The sequence below is a fragment of the Streptomyces sp. NPDC104814 genome, assembly GCF_055583185.1.
The window spans coordinates 473,766-490,743 of the sequence record NZ_JBVJOL010000004.1 but is presented as its reverse complement, the minus strand read 5'-3'; the positions used below and the strand labels follow the sequence as shown (position 1 = coordinate 490,743).

The following is a 16,978-nucleotide window of genomic DNA, read 5'->3' as shown; positions in this document are numbered from 1 at the left end:
AATGTGGTTTGTGCTAGGAGAATATCCGATCAGCGGGCGGCGCGCAGCAGAGATTGCCGCCGATGTCGAGCGCGCGGTGGCCGCCGGTGCGCTGACGCCGGGCGAACTCCTGCCCCCCATGCGGGAGTTGGCGGTACGACTCGGCGTGAACCCGAACACGGTCGCGGCCGCGTACCGCACCCTGCGCGAGCGCGGGGTCATCGAGACCGCCGGCCGCCGCGGCAGCCGGGTGCGGCCCCGGCCGGCCACGACGGGCCGCGAGTACATCGGTGTGGAGATCCCCGAGGGTGTGCGCGACCTGACCAACGGCAACCCCGACCCGGCGCTGCTGCCGTCGCTCGGTCCCGCCTTCGCCGCGGCCGCCGCGCAGGGCGACCGGGAGCCGGTGCTCTACGGCGCCGATCCCGTCGAGCCCGAGCTGGAGTCGGCGGCGCTCGACGCGCTGCGGGCCGACGGCGTGCCGGACGGGCCGCCGGCCGTCTGCTCCGGCTCGCTGGACGCCATCGAGCGGGTGCTGGCGGCGCATCTGAAGCCGGGGGACACGGTCGCCGTCGAGGACCCCGGCTGGGGCAGCCTCCTCGACCTCGTCCCCGCGCTGGGGCTGCGCACCGCGCCGGTCCGCGTCGACGACGAGGGGCCACTGCCGGAAGACGTGCGCGGCGTACTGGCGGCCGGCGCCCGCGCGGTGATCGTCACCGACCGCGCACAGAACCCCACCGGCGCCGCGGTGAGCGCCGCACGCGCGCGTGCCCTGCGGGCGGTCCTGCGCGAGCACCCCGAGACGCTGCTGATCGAGGACGACCACGGGCACGCGATCGTCGACCTGCCCCTGCATCCCCTCGCCGGGGTCACCCGGCACTGGGCCTTCGTCCGCTCGGCCGCCAAGGCCTACGGTCCCGACCTGCGGCTCGCCGTGCTCACCGGAGACGACGTCACCCTCGACCGGGTACGCGGGCGGCAGCGGCTCGGACCCGGCTGGGTCAGCCGGATCACGCAGCGGGCGGTGGCCCGGCTGTGGGCCGAGGGCGCGGTGGACGTGCCGGCCGTGGCGGGCGCGTACGGCCGCCGCCGGGACGCGCTCATCGGCGCGCTCGCCGAGCGGGGCGTGCGCGCGCACGGGCGCAGCGGGCTGAACGTGTGGATCCCCGTCCCCGACGAGACCGGAGCCGTCGCCCGTCTCCTCCAGGCCGGCTGGGCGGTCGCGCCCGGCGCACGGTTCCGGATGGGCGCTGCGCCGGGCATCCGGGTCACGGTCTCCACCCTGCCGGAGGCGGAGGCCCCCGCACTGGCGGCCGCGATCGCCACGGCCCTGGGGTCGGGGGGAGTGGGGCGGCCGGTGTAGGCGGGGGCGGGCGGAATCGGGGCGGAATCGGGCGGCAGGTGCGGCCGCGGGTCCCGCCGTGCCCGAGTCCCGTCCTGCCAGCGGTGGCGTGCTCGCGTGGCGTGCTTGCGGGACGGGCTCGCGTCCGGCTCGGCCCTTCGCCCGTGCCCGCGTGGCTGCTCGCGTCCGGCTCGGCGCTTCGGCCGGCCCCGTGCGATGGGCCGGCGTCCCGCTCAGCGCTTCGGTCGTGCCTGCGTCAGCGCCGCTCCCGCCAGGACGATGACCGCGCCCACCGGGGTGGACCAGTGCAGGGACTCGTGCAGCAGGGCGACGCCCGCCGCCGTGGCGATGACCGGGATGAAGTACGTGACCATCTGGGCCGTCGTCGGTCCGACCTCGGCGACCAGGCCGTACTGGATCAGGACCGCCAGGCCCGTGCCGAGGGCTCCCAGCGCGGCGATCGCGAGCAGCGGGAGGGCGGAGACATGGGTCGGCAGGGTGGTGAACAGCGGGGTGACGACGGCCAGTTGCAGCGTGGCCAGCAGCAGCTGGGCGCCGGTCAGCGAGAGGTTCGAGTGGCTGGTACCGGCCAGCGTGCGGCGGACGTAGATCCAGCCGACCGGGTAGCTGAAGGAGGCCAGCAGGGCCAGCGCCGTGCCCTTGGCGTCCAGGCCGCTGAAGCCCTGCCAGGCGCCGAGGACGGTCAGCACGCCGAGGAAGCCGATGCCGAGCCCCGCCACGCGCAGCCGCGTCGGACGGTCCTCGGACAGCGCGACCAGGGACAGCGCCATGCCCCACAGCGGTGACGTGGCGTTGCAGATGCCGGCCAGCGTGGACGGCACGGTCAGCTCCGCGTAGGCGAAGAGCGAGAAGGGCAGCGCGTTCAGCAGGAACGCGGCGACCGCCAGATGCGCCCAGGTGCGCGCTCCGCGCGGGAGGCGCTCCCGCTTCACCGCCATCGCGGCGGCCAGCACCGCCGTGCCGAACGCCAGCCGGCCCAGGGTGACCTGGAAGGGGGCGTAGCCGTGCGTGCCGACCTTGATGAGCAGGAAGCTGAAGCCCCAGATCAGCGACAGTGCGGCGAAGCGCAGCCGCCAGCCGAAGCGGGGAGTGCGGGGCGCGGGGGCGCCGCCGGTGCGCGAGCGGGGGCGGGTGACGGAGGCGGTGCTCATGCAGGCAACCATGCGGGACGACGATCTCGTAGCACAATCGAGAATTCGCACCCGGTATCTCGTAGCATTGCTAACGCGTTGTCCCTCGCCGAAGGAGCCCCGCCGTGCTGAACCTCGAGCGCCTGCGCACCCTCGACGCCGTCGCGCGGCACGGTTCGGTCAGCGGCGCCGCCGACGGGCTGCACATCACCACCTCCGCCGTGTCCCAGCAACTGGCCAAGCTGGAGCGCGAGTGCGGTCAGCAACTGCTCGCCAAGCACGGGCGCGGTGTCCGGCTCACCGATGCCGGGCGGCTGCTCGCGGAGCACGCCGCGCGCATCCTCTCCCAGGTGCAGCTGGCCCAGTCCGACCTGGAGGCGCAGCGCGGTCAGGTGGTCGGCGGGCTGCGGCTGTCGGCGTTCCCGACGGCCGCGCGCGGCCTCTTCCCCGCCGCACTCGCCGCGCTGCGCACGCGGCATCCGGCCCTTCGGGTCCGCTCCTGCGAGCTGGAACCCGAGGCCGGCATCCGGGCCGTCGTGCGCGGCGACCTCGATCTCGCCGTCGTCCTCGACTGGTACAACAAGCCGATGCCGCTGCCCGACGGGCTGGTCAAGGCGTCCATCCTCGACGACCCCGCCGACGTGGCCATGCCCGCCGGACATCCGCTCGCCGACCGCGCCGAGGTCGACCTCGGGGAGTTCGCCGAGGACGAGTGGATCACCTGGGGCGAGGGCGAGTTCTGCCACGAGTGGCTGATGTACACGCTGCGCTCGCGCGGCGTCGAGCCGATCGTCGGCCACCGCGCCGGCGAGACGCACACCCAGCTCGGCCTGGTCGCCGCCGGTCTCGGCGTCTGCATCGCGCCGCTGCTCGGACGCCGTCCGGTGCCCGAGGGCGTCGTGACGGTGCCGCTCAAGCAGCGCGTACGCCGCCATGTGTACGTCGTCTGGCGCGCCGACGCCGACCGCCGTCCCTCGATCCGGGCGGCGGTCGCGGCACTGCGGGCGGCGGCCGAGCACGTGGGGGGTGAGCCCACGGCCGCTACGGGGTGAGCTTGCGGAAGTCCCAGGAGACGACCTTCTCCGGGACGAGTTTCAGCCAGGCGTGTCGGCCGTCGTGCGGCAGTTCGTCCAGGTCGAAGTACTTGCGTGCGAACCGCGTCTCCACCGCGTCGAGTTCCGCGCACAGCTCCCCGGTGCGCGGCACCTCGCCCACCCTCCGCACGGCGCCGGACAGCTCGGCCCCGCGCAGCTCGCCGTACTCCTCGCCGGTGTCGACCGCGACCGCCACCCGCGGATCGCGGCGCAGGTCGGTCCACCGCCTGCTGCGCACCACCGAGTACAGCCACAGCGCCGTGCCGTCCCACAGGAACCACAGGGCGCTCACGTGCGGGGCGCCGTCGGCCGACACCGTGGCCACCCGGCAGGTGCGCTGTTCGGCGAGGAACGCGTCCAGCTCGCCGGGCGTCATCATGATCTTCCGGCCCCGGCGCTGTGTCGCGGTCATCCGGCCCCTCCGCTCGCCTGACGTGACGTCGGGAATCATGGGTCGTTCCCCCGGACCGCGCAACGGCGGCTCCGCTCGGCGGCCGGGCGTCATGCGAGGGTGATGTCGTTCCCCGACACGGCGATCCGCACCTCCGGCAGCGGCCGCGTCGCCGGGGACCTCTTCACGCTGCCGTCGGCGACGGAGAACTCGCTGTGGTGGCAGGGGCAGCTGATGACGCCGTCCCGCACTCCGCTCACCGCGCAGCCCTGGTGGGTGCACTTGGACGAGAACGCCTTGAACGAGCCCGCCGTCGGCTGGGTGACCACCACCTGATGCTCGGGGAAGATCTTCCCGCCGCCCTCGGGAATGTCCGAGGTCTTCGCCAGTACGGTCCCCGGCTTCGCGGCCGCGGTCCCGCCACCGCCGCCCGAGCCGCACGCGCCGAGCGCGACCGTCGCGCCGGCCGCGCCCACCACGGCGACGACCGTACGGCGGGTGGGGCCCGAGGTGGCCTGGGGCGATTCGCTGGTCATGCCGACATCCCTTCGCTGACTGCCTGGAGATCTGCCACCCAGTACGGCGCCGGGGGACCGGCGGTTCACCGCACGGCCCCAAGTAACCTGGGGCGATGCTCAAGGAAGTCACCGCGACCCGCTACATCACCCCGCTGCGGGAGGGCGGCTCGCTGCCGGGACTCGTCGAGGCCGACGACTTCGGGACCTACGTCATGAAGTTCACCGGGGCCGGGCAGGGCCGCAAGACGCTGGTCGCCGAGGTCGTGTGCGGGGAACTCGCCCGCCGGCTGGGCTTCCGCGTGCCGCGCCTGGTCGCCCTCGACCTCGACCCGGTCCTCGGGCTCGGCGAGCCGGACGCCGAGGTCCAGGGGCTGCTGCGGGCCAGCGGCGGCACCAACCTGGGCATGGACTTCCTCTCCGGCGCGCTCGGCTTCGACCCGCTCGCCTTCGCGGTCACGCCCGAGGAGGCGGGGCGGATCATCTGGTTCGACGCGCTGATCAACAACGTCGACCGTTCCTGGCGCAACCCCAACCTGCTCGTGTGGCGGGGCGAGCTGTGGCTCATCGACCACGGCGCCACCATGATCTGGCACCACAACTGGCCCGGCGCCGAGACCTCAGCGGCGCGTCCGTACGACGCCGCCGACCACGCGCTGCGCGGCTTCGCCCCCGACCTCGCGGGCGCCGCCGCCGAGCTGGCACCGCTCGTCACCGAGGATCTGCTCGCCGAGGTCACCGCCGAGGTGCCCGACGCGTGGCTGACCGGCGAGCCCGGCTTCGACCACCCCGACGAGCTGCGCCGCGCCTACGCCCGCCCGCTGCTGGCCCGGGCGGCCACCATCCACGAACGCGTCACAGGCCTCGAGGGCATCGAGGGTATCGAGGGGGAGAAGTGAGCGAGCGGCACGCGAGGGGAAGCGAGGCGGACAGGTGAGCGAGCAGCACATCCACATGGCCGGCGGGCTCGCCGAGCGCCACATCATCCGGGCCGGGCAGGGCGGCGGCCGGGACGTCTACGAGTACGCCCTGCTGCGGGTCGTGCCGCGGGTCGAGCGCGGCGAGTGCATCAACGCCGGCGTGCTCGTCTACTGCCGTGCCCAGGCGTACGTCGGTGCCCGTACGCACCTCGACGAGGCGCGGCTGCTCGCCCTGGACCCCGACGCGGACGTGGCCGGCGTGCAGGCGGCGCTGCGGGCCGTGGAGGCGGTCTGCGGCGGCGGGACCGGCGCGGGCCAGGCCGCCGGTGACGACGCCGGACGCCGCTTCCGCTGGCTGATCGCGCCGCGCTCCACGGTCGTCCAGCCGGGCCCGGTCCACACCGGCCTCACCACGGACCCGGCGGCGGAGACGGAACGCCTGCTGGCCCTGCTGGTGCGCTGACCCGGCGGGGCGCCTCCGGGCACGGGAGCCGGCGTCAGGCCCGGCGGGGCGCCTCCGGGCACGGGAGCCGGCGTCAGGCCCGGCGGGGCGCCTCCGGGCAGGGACCCGGGCGTCAGGCCCGGTGGCGACGCCGCCTCACCACATAACCGGTGGCCAGGACCGCGCCGGTGACGAAGGTCAGGCCGATCGCGATGTCCCAGTCCGTGGGCCCGGCGGTGGACCCGCCGCCCAGGCCGCCCTGCACGCCCCGGGTCGGGACGACCGGAGCGGGGGTGACGGGTGCCGGTGTGACGGGTGCGGGGGTGAGCGGTCTGGAGGTCGAGGACGTCAGGCCCTCGGACCGCCGTGGCAGGTCCTCGCAGGCGATGCCGTCGTTGTCCTCGTCGAGCCGGTTGGGATCACTGCGGCCGGCGTCCAGGACGGCCTGGGCGTCCTCCTGGAAACGGAAGTCGCGGCAGTCCAGGTCCTGCGCATGAGCGGGGTCGGCCAGCGGCATGAGCGCGGCTATCGCGATCAGGGTGCCGACGGCTCCGGTGCTGCGGCGCATGAAGCGCCTCCTTTCCGGGCACGGTTGGCTCGCGCTTCGACGCTAGAGGCGTGGTGCGCCGGTGGCGCGCGGCCGTCGGCCGATCGGGTGTTCCGGCGCGTCGGCAGCGGCGCGGGACCAGGTAATGGATCACACCGCGCCGGTGTGCCGTTGACACCGGGTGCCAACGCTTCTAGCGTCAGCCGTGGTGAAGGTACTAAGCGGTCGCTCACCTGACGGGCGTACTGTGACAGCCACACCGAGCCGGCAGGCGTTCAAGAGCTTTCTCGAGGGCGAGGAGAAACATCAATGTCCACCACCCAGCGGGTTGCCGTAGTCACCGGTGCCGCGCGCGGCATCGGCGCCGCCACCGCCGTACGACTGGCCGCCGAAGGCCGTGCGGTCGCGGTGATCGACCTCGACGAGGCCGCCTGCAAGGACACCGTCGAGAAGATCACCGCGGCGGGCGGCAAGGCCATCGCCGTCGGCGCGGACGTCTCGGACGAGGCCCAGGTCGAGGCGGCGATCGCGCGCGTCGTCGAGGAGCTCGGCGCGCCGACGATCCTGGTCAACAACGCGGGCGTGCTGCGCGACAACCTGCTGTTCAAGATGAGCGTCGCCGACTGGGACACCGTCATGAACGTGCACCTGCGCGGCTCCTTCCTGATGTCCCGCGCGGTGCAGAAGCACATGGTCGACGCGGGCTTCGGCCGGATCGTGAACCTGTCCTCGTCCTCCGCTCTCGGCAACCGCGGCCAGGTCAACTACTCCGCCGCCAAGGCGGGCCTGCAGGGCTTCACCAAGACCCTGGCCAAGGAGCTCGGCAAGTTCGGCATCACCGCCAACGCCGTCGCCCCCGGTTTCATCGCCACCGAGATGACCAAGGCCACCGCCGACCGTGTCGGCATGGGCTTCGAGGACTTCAAGGCGGCGGCCGCCACCCAGATCCCGGTGGCGCGCGTCGGCGAGCCCGAGGACATCGCCAACGCCGTCGCCTTCTTCACGGGCGACGCGGCCGGCTTCGTCTCCGGCCAGGTCCTGTACGTCGCCGGCGGACCGCTCAACTAAGGGACATTGCACATGACTTCCGTGGAACTCTCGGGCAAGGTCGCCCTCGTCACCGGCGCCAGCCGCGGCATCGGCTACGGCATCGCCGAGGCGCTCGTCGCCCGCGGTGACCGGGTCTGCATCACCGGCCGCAACGAGGACGCCCTGAAGGAGGCCGTCGAGCGCCTCGGCGCCGACCGCGTCATCGGCGTCGCCGGCAAGGCGCACGACGAGGCCCACCAGGCCGAGGCCGTCGAGCGCACGATGGAGGCCTTCGGCCGCGTCGACCACCTGGTCAACAACGCCGGCACCAACCCGGTCTTCGGGCCGATCGCCGACCTCGACCTGAACGTGGCCCGCAAGGTGTTCGAGACCAACGTGGTCTCGGCGCTCGGTTTCGCCCAGCGCACCTGGCACGCCTGGCAGAAGGACAACGGCGGCGCGATCGTCAACATCGCTTCCGTCGCGGGCCTCGCCCCCTCGCCGTTCATCGGCGCGTACGGCATCAGCAAGGCCGCGATGGTCAACCTGACCATCCAGCTCGCGCACGAGTTCGCGCCGAGGGTGCGGGTCAACGCGATCGCCCCGGCCGTGGTGAAGACCAAGTTCGCCCAGGCCCTGTACGAGGGCCGCGAGGAGGAGGCCGCCGCGGTCTACCCGCTGAAGCGGCTCGGCGTGCCCTCCGACATCGGCGGCGCGGCCGAGTTCCTCACCTCCGCGCAGTCCGACTGGATCACCGGCCAGACCCTCGTCGTCGACGGCGGACTGTTCCTGAACGCCGGCGTCGCCTGACGCCCGGCGCCGCCGACGCCGTATGACGATTCGGGCGCCGTTACCGTCCCACTCTTGACGGAAACGGCGCCCGCATACCCAAACGGGCCTGTTCCGGGCCGATGACAACGTCGTCATCAACAGAGTGTTCACAGGGCGAACGAACCAGGTTCAACAACCGTCGCACTGCGGTATGGTCTGCCGACCTTGGCATGGCAGATCGAGGAGCGTGCGCGTGTTCAACCGGAACCGATGCCTGCGGCAAGTGGCGGCGATCGCTTCCATAACGTCCCTGATGTCCGGCTGCGGCCTGCTGTCCGGGGACGATTCCAAGGACGCGGGACCCATCGTCGTGGGCACGACGAGCGCCCCCAGCACCCTCGACCCGGCGGCTTCCTGGGACGGTTCGTGGGAGCTGTTCCGGAACATCTACCAGACGCTGCTGGCCTACCCGAACGGTGCGACCACGCCCCAGCCGGACGCCGCGCAGGAGTGCTCGTTCACGGACAGCTCCAACCGGACCTACCGCTGCCGGCTGCGGTCCGGGATGAAGTTCGCCGACGGCGACGCCCTCGACGCCAAGGCGGTCGCCTACTCCATCGAGCGCATCCGGCGGATCAACGTCCCCGGCGGCCCCGCGGGACTCCTCGGCAGCCTGCAGAGCGTCGAGGCCACCGGCGCGGACGAGGTGGTCTTCCACCTCAACAAGTCCGACGCCACCTTCCCGTTCGTGCTGGCCACCCCGGCCATGTCGATCGTCGACCCGGACGACTACCCGGCCGACAAGCTCCGGGACGACGGCAAGGTCTTCGGCTCCGGCCCCTACACCCTCGCCTCCTACGACGAGGGCAAGGAAGCGCGCCTCGAACGCAACGACAACTACCAGGGGTACGCCCAGCGCAAGAACAACGCGGTGACGATCCGCTACTTCCAGGACTCCGCCGTCATGGTCAAGGCGCTGCGCGACAAGCAGATCGACGTCACCTACCGCGGTCTCGCCGCCGACGACATCGTGGCCCTCCAGCGCAAGGAGAGCGCGCCGGGTCTGCAGCTGGTCGAGAGCACCGGAGCGGACATCAACTACCTGGTGTTCAACCCCAAGGACAAGTGGGCCGGCAAGTCCGCGGTGCGCCGGGCCGTCGCCCAGGTCGTCGACCGCGGGGCCATCGCGCACAAGATCTACAAGGACACCGTCGACCCGCTGTACTCCATGGTCCCCAAGGGCCTCACCGGTCACACCACCGGCTTCTTCGACGACTTCGGCGAGCCGGACACCGCCAAGGCCCGCAAGATCCTGTCCCAGGCGAACATCTCCACGCCCGTCCCGCTCACCCTGTGGTACACCAGTGACCGCTACGGCTCCGAGACCGCCCTGGAGTTCCAGGAGATCAAGCGGCAGCTCGACGACTCCGGGCTGTTCACGATCACGCTGAAGAGCCGGCCCTGGAAGACCTACGTCGAGGGCTACCAGAAGGGCGAGTACCCGGTCTTCGGGCGCGGCTGGTTCCCCGACTTCCCGGACCCGGAGAACTTCATCGCCCCGTTCGTCGGCGACCAGAACGCCCTCGGCACGCCCTACCCGCAGCCCGAGATCACCGGCATCCTGCTGCCCCGCTCCCGCCGGGAGAGCGACCGCGCCAACGTGGTGAAGGACTTCGAGGAAGCCCAGAAGATCATGGTCGAGGACGCCCGGCTGCTGCCGCTGTGGCAGGGCAAGCAGTACGTGGCCGCCAGCGAGGACATCGCCGGCCCGGAGCGCGCGCTGGACCCCTCGACGATCATGATGATGTGGGAGCTGTCCCGCAAGACCAGCTGGTAGGACCGCGCGGGCGGCGTTGTCAGTGGGTGCCGGTAGGTTCTGAAGTCAGGAAGCGACCGCACGAGTCTTGAGGACGTTGACGTGACCGACACCGCCATGCTGCCCGAATCCTGGCGCGGGGTTCTGGGCGAGGAACTGCAGCAGCCCTACTTCAAGGAGCTGATGGAGTTCGTCGAGGAGGAGCGGGCGAACGGTCCCGTGTACCCGCCGCGCGAGCAGGTCTTCGCCGCGCTGGAGGCCACGCCGTACGACCAGGTGAAGGTCCTGATCCTCGGTCAGGACCCGTACCACGGCGAGGGGCAGGGCCACGGCCTGTGCTTCTCCGTGCGGCCGGGGGTGAAGATCCCGCCGTCGCTGCGCAACATCTACAAGGAGATGAACGCCGAGCTGGGCACGCCCGTCCCGGACAACGGCTATCTGATGCCGTGGGCGCAGCAGGGCGTGCTGCTGCTCAACGCGGTGCTGACCGTGCGCGGCGGCGAGGCCAACTCCCACAAGGGCCGCGGCTGGGAGAAGTTCACCGACGCGGTGATCCGCGCGGTGGCCGACCGCCCGGACCCGGCGGTGTTCGTCCTGTGGGGCAACTACGCGCAGAAGAAGCTCCCGCTGATCGACGAGAGCCGGCACGCGGTGGTCAAGGGCGCGCACCCCTCCCCGCTGTCGGCGAAGAAGTTCTTCGGCTCGCGCCCGTTCACGCAGATCAACGAGGCGGTGGCCCGCCAGGGCCACGCGCCGATCGACTGGACCGTGCCGAACCTGGTCTGAGGCCGTCGCTGGCCGGCGTCCCCGACGCCGGCCCCCGTGCCGTGCGTGCGGACGTCGTTCGGCGCCGTCCCGGTGGTGGTGTCGCGTGGCGCGTGAGCGGGATCGTTGCGGTGCCGCCTGAGCGGGATTGTCCGTGCCTGCGGTTAGCGTCGGGGCAAAGGAGCAGGACGGCCGAGGAGGGCGACGCGGTGGCGGAGCGACAGGAGCAGACGGCGTCGGACGCCGTGCTGACGCGGATCGGGCAGGTGGTGATGCTGCTCCACGGCGGGGACCGCGAGGAGGCCCGGCACCGCTTCCTCGACCTGTGGGCGGAGATCGGTGAGGACGGCGACCCGTTGCACCGCTGCACCCTCGCCCACTACCTGGCCGACACCCAGGACGACCCGGCCGACGAACTCGCCTGGGACCTGAGGGCGTTGACGGCCGCCGAGGAACTCACCGGCGACCGGCTCGACCGGCACGAGGGGGCGCCCGCGGCCCGGGCGCTGTACCCCTCGCTCCATCTGAACCTCGCGGCCGACTACGTCCGCCTCGGCCACCCCGACGCCGCCCGCACCCACCTCGCCCGCGCCCGCCACGCCTCCGACGCCCTCGCCGACGACGGCTACGGCGACGGGGTCCGGGCGGCGATCCGGCGGATGGAGCTGCGGCTGGGGGAATGAGGCGGACCCTGCGGCTCAGCGGCCGTACGTCTGCTTGCAGATCCGTGCCTCCGGGCTGTCCGGGCGCCAGCCGCCGTATCGCTCGCCCAGAGCGCACACGTCGGCGTTCCGGTGTGCGACGTCCGGGAGGGCGGGGACCTTCCCGCGGCGGGCCTGCGGCCGGCGGTGTCCGGGCGGGGAAGCGTGGTGCTGAGGCTGCTGGTGCCGGTGCTGCGGCCGCGCCGGTGCCGGGGGTTCGGCGTGGACGGGGCGGTGGGGTTGCGGTGGCTCCACCGGCTCCGGGCGGCGGGACGGTCCGACCATCTCCAGCGCCTCACGGGCCGGCGCCTGCACGACCCGCTGCTCAGGGACGCCGTCGGGCCGTGGGACGGACGGTGACGCGGAGCGGACGGGCGGGACCGGCGGTCCCGACGCGGGTGGACGCTGGACCGTCACACAGCCGGAGAGGACCGACACGGCCACGGTGACCAGGAGCGTTGCGGTGGTCGTCGTTCGATGCACCCGCGTCACTCTGCTGGCTGCGCGCCCCGGGCGGGCAGCGGACAGGCGCAGGATGCCCCGCACGGGTGATCTCCCGCCCCGTACGGAGGTCCCGCGCGCGTCCCGGCTGACGTCAGTGGCCGGTGGCCCCGTCGATCCGCTCGCGCAGCAGGTCGGCGTGGCCGTTGTGGCGGGCGTACTCCTCGATCATGTGGGTGTAGATCCAGCGCAGGCTCACGGGCCCTTTGTCGCCCAGTCCGCTGACGCCCTTGGACAGGTCGGACAGGCCGAAGCCGGCCGCGTGACGCCGGGCGGCGTCGATCTCCGACTGCCAGGTGGTGTACGCCTCCTGCCAGGTGTCGGCGTCGGTGAGATGGAACTCTCCGTCGGGGTCCTCGTCGCTGAACCAGATCGGCCCGGCGCCGTCGTCGGCGAGCACCTTGCGGAACCAGATCCGCTCCACCTCCGCCATGTGCCGCACCAGCCCCATCAGGGACAGTTCGGAGGGTTCCACGGCCGCGGTCCTCAGCTGGGCGTCCGTCAGGTCCTCGCACTTCACGGCGAGCGTCTGGCGGTGGTACTCCAGCCAGCCCTCCAGCATGGTGCGTTCGTCGGTGTCGGCTGCGGGGATGCGGCGCTGCGTCGTCATGCCCAGCATCCTCGTGCAGGCGGGCGGAGGCGGACCAGCGGATTTTCAGATGCCCGGCATGCCCGCCGACTGCCCGGTCTGCCCGTCAGCTGCCCAGCATGCCCGTCAGCAGCTCCCGCAGTCCCTGCCGCACCGCTTCGAGGGCGGGCGGGGCGTAGGAGCCCGCCACGCAGGAGAACATCAGGCCGTCCCCCCAGGCCGCCAGCGACAGCGCGTGGCGGTGAGGGTCCGGTGAGCCCAGGGCGGTGACCAGGGCGGTCAGCTGGTCGCGGAAGCGGGCGCCGGTGGTGTCGTAGGACGTGCGCAGCTCGGGGCGGCGGGTGGCCTCCAGTGCCAGCTCGTAGCGGGCGAGGGTGAGCTCGCGGTGGCGGGTCACGCTGCGGTGCAGGGCCAGGGCGAGGGCGTCGACGACCGCGTCGGTGCCCCCGCTCGCATCGGGCATCTCGTGCAGTGCCAGCACCCGGGCCTCGCGCTCGGCGAGGCGTCGCACGGCCAGTTCCAGCAGCGCCTGCCGGGTCCGCGCCACGTTGGACGTCGAGCCCTGCGGCAGCCCGGCCGTCTCGTCCACCGCCCGGTGGGTCAGCCCGCGCATCCCGCGCTCGGCGAGCAGGGCGAGGGCGGCGTCGGCGACGAGGTCGGCGCGGGGGGCGCCGGTGGTGCTCACGGACATGGAGATCACGGTACCGGGCGCGGCTACCCGGGTCACTACGCCTGTAGTACAGTCGAGCGCATACTACAGATGTAGTGACTCAGGAGGAGCCATGAGCCAGGCACAGCGCGCCCTCGTCATCGGCGGCGGTATCGGCGGGCTGACCGCGGCCGCCGCCCTGCACCGCCGCGGCCTGCACGTCACCGTCCTGGAGCGGGCCCGCTCCCTCGCACCGGTCGGCGCCGCGATCTCGCTCGCCCCCAACTCCCTGCGCGCGCTGGACGTCATCGGCCTCGGCGACGAGATCCGCGGCCTCGCCGCCTGGCAGGGCGACGGCGGGCTGCGCACCCCGAGCGGCCGCTGGCTGTCGCGCTCCGACGCGGACGCCGCCGCGGCACGCTTCGGCGGCCCGCTGGTCCTGCTGCACCGCGCGAGCCTTGTCGGCCTCCTCGCCGCGCAGCTCCCGCCCGGCGCCGTCCGCACCGACGCCCGGGCGGCTCTCGCCGACCCCGGTGACGCGCGCCGCCCGGCCGTCGTGCGCACCGCCGACGGTGAACTGGAGGCCGACCTGGTGGTGGCCGCCGACGGCATCCACTCCGCCGTACGCCGTGCCCTCTTCCCCTGCCACCCGGGAACCGTCTACTCGGGGTTCACCACCTGGCGGGTCGTCATCCCCCTGCCCGGCGTCGCCTTCGCCTCGCACGAGACCTGGGGCCGGGGCCGCATCTGGGGCACCCACCCGCTGGGCGACGGCCATGTCTATGCCTACGGCGCGGCCACGGCCCCCGCCGGCTCGCGCGCCGCCGACGACGAACGGTCCGAACTGCTGCGCCTCTTCGGCGACTGGCACGACCCGATCCCCGCCGTCCTCGACGCCACCCGCCCCGAGGACGTGCTGCGTCACGACGTCCACCACATCGCCGAGCCGCTGCCCGCCTGTCACCGCGGCCGCGTCGCCCTCCTCGGCGACGCCGCGCACGCCATGCCGCCCAGCCTCGGCCAGGGCGGCAACCAGGCCGTGGAGGACGCGATCGTCCTCGCCCACCACTGCGACGACCTCGCCGCCTACACCGCCGCCCGGCTGCCGCGTACGACGGCGATCGCGCGCCGGGCGGTGAAGGTCGCGGGCCTCAACCTCACCGCCAACAGGCCGCTGATCGCCGTCAGGAATGCCGTGATCGCCTCCCTTTCCAAGGCCGGACCCGCGCTGTTCCTGCGGAGTTTCGACGGGATCGCCGACTGGCGGCCCCCTCAGGACCCGTATGCTGCCGTCACGTCAGCAGCGGACACGCAGTGAGGGAGCCCGGAGTGAAGGTCGGCGTCATCGGACTCGGCGACATCGCGCAGAAGGCGTACCTGCCGGTGCTCGCCTTCCAGCCCGGTGTGGAGCTGCACCTGCAGACCCGCACCCCGGCCACGCTGGACCGGGTCGCCGGCAGCCTGCACCTGCCCGCCGGGCAACGGCACCGCGACCTGGACGCCCTGCTCGCCGAGGGGCTGGACGCCGCGTTCGTGCACGCGCCCACCTCCGCGCACCCCGAGATCGTCACCCGGCTGCTCCAGGCGGGCGTCCCGACGTACGTCGACAAGCCCCTCGCCTACGAACTCGCCGACTCCACACGGCTGGTGGAGCTGGCCGAGCAGCGCGGCGTGTCGCTGGCCGTCGGCTTCAACCGGCGTTACGCGCCCGGGTACGCGCAGTGCCTGGAGCACCCCCGTGAGCTGATCCTCATGCAGAAGAACCGGATCGGGCTGCCGGAGGAGCCGCGCAGCATGGTCCTGGACGACTTCATCCACGTCGTGGACACCCTGCGCTTCCTGGTGCCCGGGCAGGTCGACGACGTCACCGTGCGGGCCCGTGTCGAAGGCGGACTGCTGCACCACGTCGTGCTCCAGCTCGCCGGCGACGGCTTCACCGCGCTCGGCGTGATGAACCGGCTCAGCGGATCCAGCGAGGAGATCCTGGAGGTGTCCGGGCAGGACACCAAGCGCCAGGTCGTCAACCTCGCCGAGACCATCGACCACAAGGGCCAGCCGACCGTGCGCCGGCGCGGCGACTGGGTGCCGGTGGCCCGGCAGCGCGGCATCGAACAGGCCGTGCTCGCCTTCCTGGACGCCGTGCGCGCGGGCCGCCTGCTCAGCGCCCGTGACGCACTGGAGACTCACGAGCTGTGCGAGCGGGTGGTACGAGCGGTGCAGGAGAGCTCCGGCGCAGCCTGACCGAGCGCACGCCCTCCGTCAGAGCCAGCGCCACCAGCGCCAGCACCGCCACGTCCACCGGCCAGTCGCCGTAGCGGACGTAGGGGGTGACCCCGTCGGCGAGCGGCACCTCGTACACCGCGGCCCGGCTCGCGCTCGTGCCCAGCCAGGAGCCGACGCGCTCACCGCTCGGGCCGTACACCGCCGACACCCCGGTGAGCGTGGCGTGCACCATCGGCCGGCCCGTCTCCGCGGAGCGCAGCGCGGCGAGCGAGGCGTGCTGCTCCGGCGCCCAGCTGTGCTGGAACGACGACGTCGACGACTGGCCGACCAGGACGTCCACGCCGTCCTGGGTGAGCCGCCGGCTCATGTCGGGGAACGCCGTCTCGAAGCACACCAGCGGGCCCACACGCAGCCCGTGCCCGGCGTTCATCACCACCTGCTCGGTGCCGCGCCTGCGGTCCTCGCCGGCCGCCTTGCCGACGGAGGTCGCCCAGCCGAGCAGCGAACGCGCCGGGATGTACTCGCCGAACGGCACGAGGCGCATCTTGTCGTAGCGGTCCCCGGTGAGACCGTCCCGTCCCACCAGCACCGAACTCTTGTAGATCCCGGGCCGGTCCGAGCGCCGCGCGTCCACGTTGACCAGGATGTCGGCGCCCGTCTCCCGCGACAGCGCCGCGATGCGCCGGGCCAGGTCGGGCCGCGCGCCCAGGTCGACGCCGACGCTGCTCTCGCCCCAGACGACCAGGTCGACGCCCTGTCCGGCCAGTTGCCTGGTCAGCCGCTCCTCTACGGCGAACCGCCGGTCGCCGCTGTCGAGGCCGTCCACGACCCCGGGCTGGACGACGGCGATCCGTGCCCGGCCGTCCACGTGCGGGCGCGGCGACCACACCCAGGCCGCCGACGTCGCCGCCGCCGTGGCGACCAGCCCCGCCACGGCCGGCACCCTCGACTCCCGCACCGCCAGCAGGACCGCCGCCGCCACGTTGACGGCCACCACCAGGAAGCTGAGCAGCCACACCCCGCCCACCGAAGCGAGCCGCAGCGCGGGACCCACCTGCCACTGACTCGCGCCGAGCATGCCCCACGGCCCGCCCAGCCCCTGCCACGAGCGCACCAGCTCGACCATCAGCCAGGCCGACGGCAGCACCAGCAGCGCCGCCACGACCCGTCCCCGCGAGGGCACACCGGTCAGGAACCGGTGCACCAGCCACGCCCAGGGAGCCCACAGCGCCCCCAGCAGGGCGGCCAGTACGAGCGTGAACACATGCAGATCCGGCAGCAGCCAGTGGTGCATGCCCAGCATGAACCCGAACCCGCCGCACCAGCCGTCGTACGCGGCCCGCCGCTGGGTCGGGGCGCCGCGCGCGAGCAGGATCCACGGCACGAGGGCGACATACGCGAACCACCAGGCGGCGGGCGCCGGGAACGCGAGCACGGGCAGGGCACCGGCCAGCGCACCGAGGGCCGCGCGCCGCCAGGGGGAGGAGAGCCAACCGCTGAACGTCTTCATATGCCGCCCTCCTACCCGGTGGGGGCTCCAGTGTGCGCGCCCC

At 73.1% G+C, this 16,978-nt stretch carries 19 protein-coding genes; 11 read left to right on the top strand and 8 right to left on the bottom strand.

Annotated features, from left to right (window positions below; all coding sequences use genetic code 11):
• The first annotated feature begins 10 nt into the window (after nt 1-10).
• On the top strand, nt 11-1,342 hold the full coding sequence (locus ACZ64A_RS18165; RefSeq protein WP_469811341.1) for an aminotransferase class I/II-fold pyridoxal phosphate-dependent enzyme: 1,332 nt from the start codon (nt 11-13) through the stop codon (nt 1,340-1,342).
• Between the two features lie 212 nt (nt 1,343-1,554).
• On the opposite strand, the gene ACZ64A_RS18160 is transcribed toward ACZ64A_RS18165, so the two are convergent.
• Nucleotides 1,555-2,493: a DMT family transporter gene (locus tag ACZ64A_RS18160; protein WP_469811340.1), complete on the bottom strand. Its 939-nt coding sequence runs from the start codon at nt 2,491-2,493 to the stop codon at nt 1,555-1,557.
• Nucleotides 2,494-2,597: 104 nt separating this feature from the next.
• Between ACZ64A_RS18160 and ACZ64A_RS18155 the strand changes: the two genes are divergently transcribed.
• The gene (locus ACZ64A_RS18155; protein ID WP_469811339.1) at nt 2,598-3,524 is read left to right on the top strand and encodes a LysR family transcriptional regulator; all 927 of its coding nucleotides are present in this window, start codon (nt 2,598-2,600) and stop codon (nt 3,522-3,524) included.
• Here the strand turns inward: ACZ64A_RS18155 and ACZ64A_RS18150 are convergent.
• Nucleotides 3,514-3,978, bottom strand: coding sequence for a pyridoxamine 5'-phosphate oxidase family protein (locus ACZ64A_RS18150; protein WP_469811338.1), 465 nt, complete (start codon nt 3,976-3,978; stop codon nt 3,514-3,516). The genes ACZ64A_RS18155 and ACZ64A_RS18150 overlap by 11 nt on opposite strands.
• A gap of 89 nt (nt 3,979-4,067) precedes the next feature.
• Complete coding sequence (locus ACZ64A_RS18145) at nt 4,068-4,493, bottom strand: Rieske (2Fe-2S) protein (RefSeq protein WP_469811337.1); 426 nt, start codon at nt 4,491-4,493, stop codon at nt 4,068-4,070.
• A gap of 95 nt (nt 4,494-4,588) precedes the next feature.
• Between ACZ64A_RS18145 and ACZ64A_RS18140 the strand changes: the two genes are divergently transcribed.
• The gene (locus tag ACZ64A_RS18140; RefSeq protein WP_469811336.1) at nt 4,589-5,371 is read left to right on the top strand and encodes a HipA family kinase; all 783 of its coding nucleotides are present in this window, start codon (nt 4,589-4,591) and stop codon (nt 5,369-5,371) included.
• A 34-nt stretch (nt 5,372-5,405) separates the two neighbouring features.
• Complete coding sequence (locus ACZ64A_RS18135; RefSeq protein ID WP_469811335.1) at nt 5,406-5,855, top strand: DUF3037 domain-containing protein; 450 nt, start codon at nt 5,406-5,408, stop codon at nt 5,853-5,855.
• Between the two features lie 112 nt (nt 5,856-5,967).
• Here ACZ64A_RS18135 and ACZ64A_RS18130 read toward each other — a convergent pair whose 3' ends face one another.
• Complete coding sequence (locus ACZ64A_RS18130) at nt 5,968-6,402, bottom strand: excalibur calcium-binding domain-containing protein (protein WP_469811334.1); 435 nt, start codon at nt 6,400-6,402, stop codon at nt 5,968-5,970.
• 288 nt (nt 6,403-6,690) lie between these two features.
• On the opposite strand from ACZ64A_RS18130, the gene fabG reads away from it, so the two are divergent.
• The 5 genes from fabG (at nt 6,691) to ACZ64A_RS18105 (ending at nt 11,445) form a co-directional block, all read left to right on the top strand.
• The gene (gene fabG, locus ACZ64A_RS18125) at nt 6,691-7,449 is read left to right on the top strand and encodes a 3-oxoacyl-ACP reductase FabG (RefSeq protein ID WP_469811333.1); all 759 of its coding nucleotides are present in this window, start codon (nt 6,691-6,693) and stop codon (nt 7,447-7,449) included.
• Nucleotides 7,450-7,461: 12 nt separating this feature from the next.
• Complete coding sequence (locus tag ACZ64A_RS18120) at nt 7,462-8,220, top strand: SDR family oxidoreductase (protein ID WP_469811332.1); 759 nt, start codon at nt 7,462-7,464, stop codon at nt 8,218-8,220.
• Nucleotides 8,221-8,434: 214 nt separating this feature from the next.
• Nucleotides 8,435-10,018, top strand: coding sequence for an ABC transporter substrate-binding protein (locus ACZ64A_RS18115; protein ID WP_469811331.1), 1,584 nt, complete (start codon nt 8,435-8,437; stop codon nt 10,016-10,018).
• 81 nt (nt 10,019-10,099) lie between these two features.
• A complete protein-coding gene (gene ung, locus ACZ64A_RS18110; RefSeq protein WP_469811329.1) occupies nt 10,100-10,783 on the top strand; it encodes a uracil-DNA glycosylase in 684 nt (227 codons plus the stop codon).
• A gap of 188 nt (nt 10,784-10,971) precedes the next feature.
• Nucleotides 10,972-11,445, top strand: coding sequence for a hypothetical protein (locus ACZ64A_RS18105; RefSeq protein WP_469811328.1), 474 nt, complete (start codon nt 10,972-10,974; stop codon nt 11,443-11,445).
• A gap of 15 nt (nt 11,446-11,460) precedes the next feature.
• Here ACZ64A_RS18105 and ACZ64A_RS18100 read toward each other — a convergent pair whose 3' ends face one another.
• From ACZ64A_RS18100 to ACZ64A_RS18090, 3 genes are all read right to left on the bottom strand, one after another.
• Nucleotides 11,461-11,946 carry a hypothetical protein gene (locus tag ACZ64A_RS18100; RefSeq protein ID WP_469811327.1) on the bottom strand — a complete coding sequence of 162 codons (486 nt, stop codon included), beginning with the start codon at nt 11,944-11,946 and terminating at the stop codon, nt 11,461-11,463.
• A gap of 112 nt (nt 11,947-12,058) precedes the next feature.
• The gene (locus tag ACZ64A_RS18095; RefSeq protein WP_469811326.1) at nt 12,059-12,574 is read right to left on the bottom strand and encodes a DinB family protein; all 516 of its coding nucleotides are present in this window, start codon (nt 12,572-12,574) and stop codon (nt 12,059-12,061) included.
• 85 nt (nt 12,575-12,659) lie between these two features.
• The gene (locus ACZ64A_RS18090; protein ID WP_469811325.1) at nt 12,660-13,244 is read right to left on the bottom strand and encodes a TetR/AcrR family transcriptional regulator; all 585 of its coding nucleotides are present in this window, start codon (nt 13,242-13,244) and stop codon (nt 12,660-12,662) included.
• Nucleotides 13,245-13,335: 91 nt separating this feature from the next.
• Here ACZ64A_RS18090 and ACZ64A_RS18085 point away from each other — a divergent pair, with 91 nt between their 5' ends.
• Nucleotides 13,336-14,520, top strand: coding sequence for an FAD-dependent monooxygenase (locus ACZ64A_RS18085; RefSeq protein ID WP_469811324.1), 1,185 nt, complete (start codon nt 13,336-13,338; stop codon nt 14,518-14,520).
• Between the two features lie 11 nt (nt 14,521-14,531).
• Complete coding sequence (locus tag ACZ64A_RS18080; RefSeq protein ID WP_469811323.1) at nt 14,532-15,443, top strand: Gfo/Idh/MocA family protein; 912 nt, start codon at nt 14,532-14,534, stop codon at nt 15,441-15,443.
• On the opposite strand, the gene lnt is transcribed toward ACZ64A_RS18080, so the two are convergent.
• A complete protein-coding gene (lnt, locus tag ACZ64A_RS18075; protein ID WP_469811322.1) occupies nt 15,361-16,935 on the bottom strand; it encodes an apolipoprotein N-acyltransferase in 1,575 nt (524 codons plus the stop codon). The two genes, ACZ64A_RS18080 and lnt, sit on opposite strands and share 83 nt — an antisense overlap.
• Nucleotides 16,936-16,978: the final 43 nt, after the last annotated feature.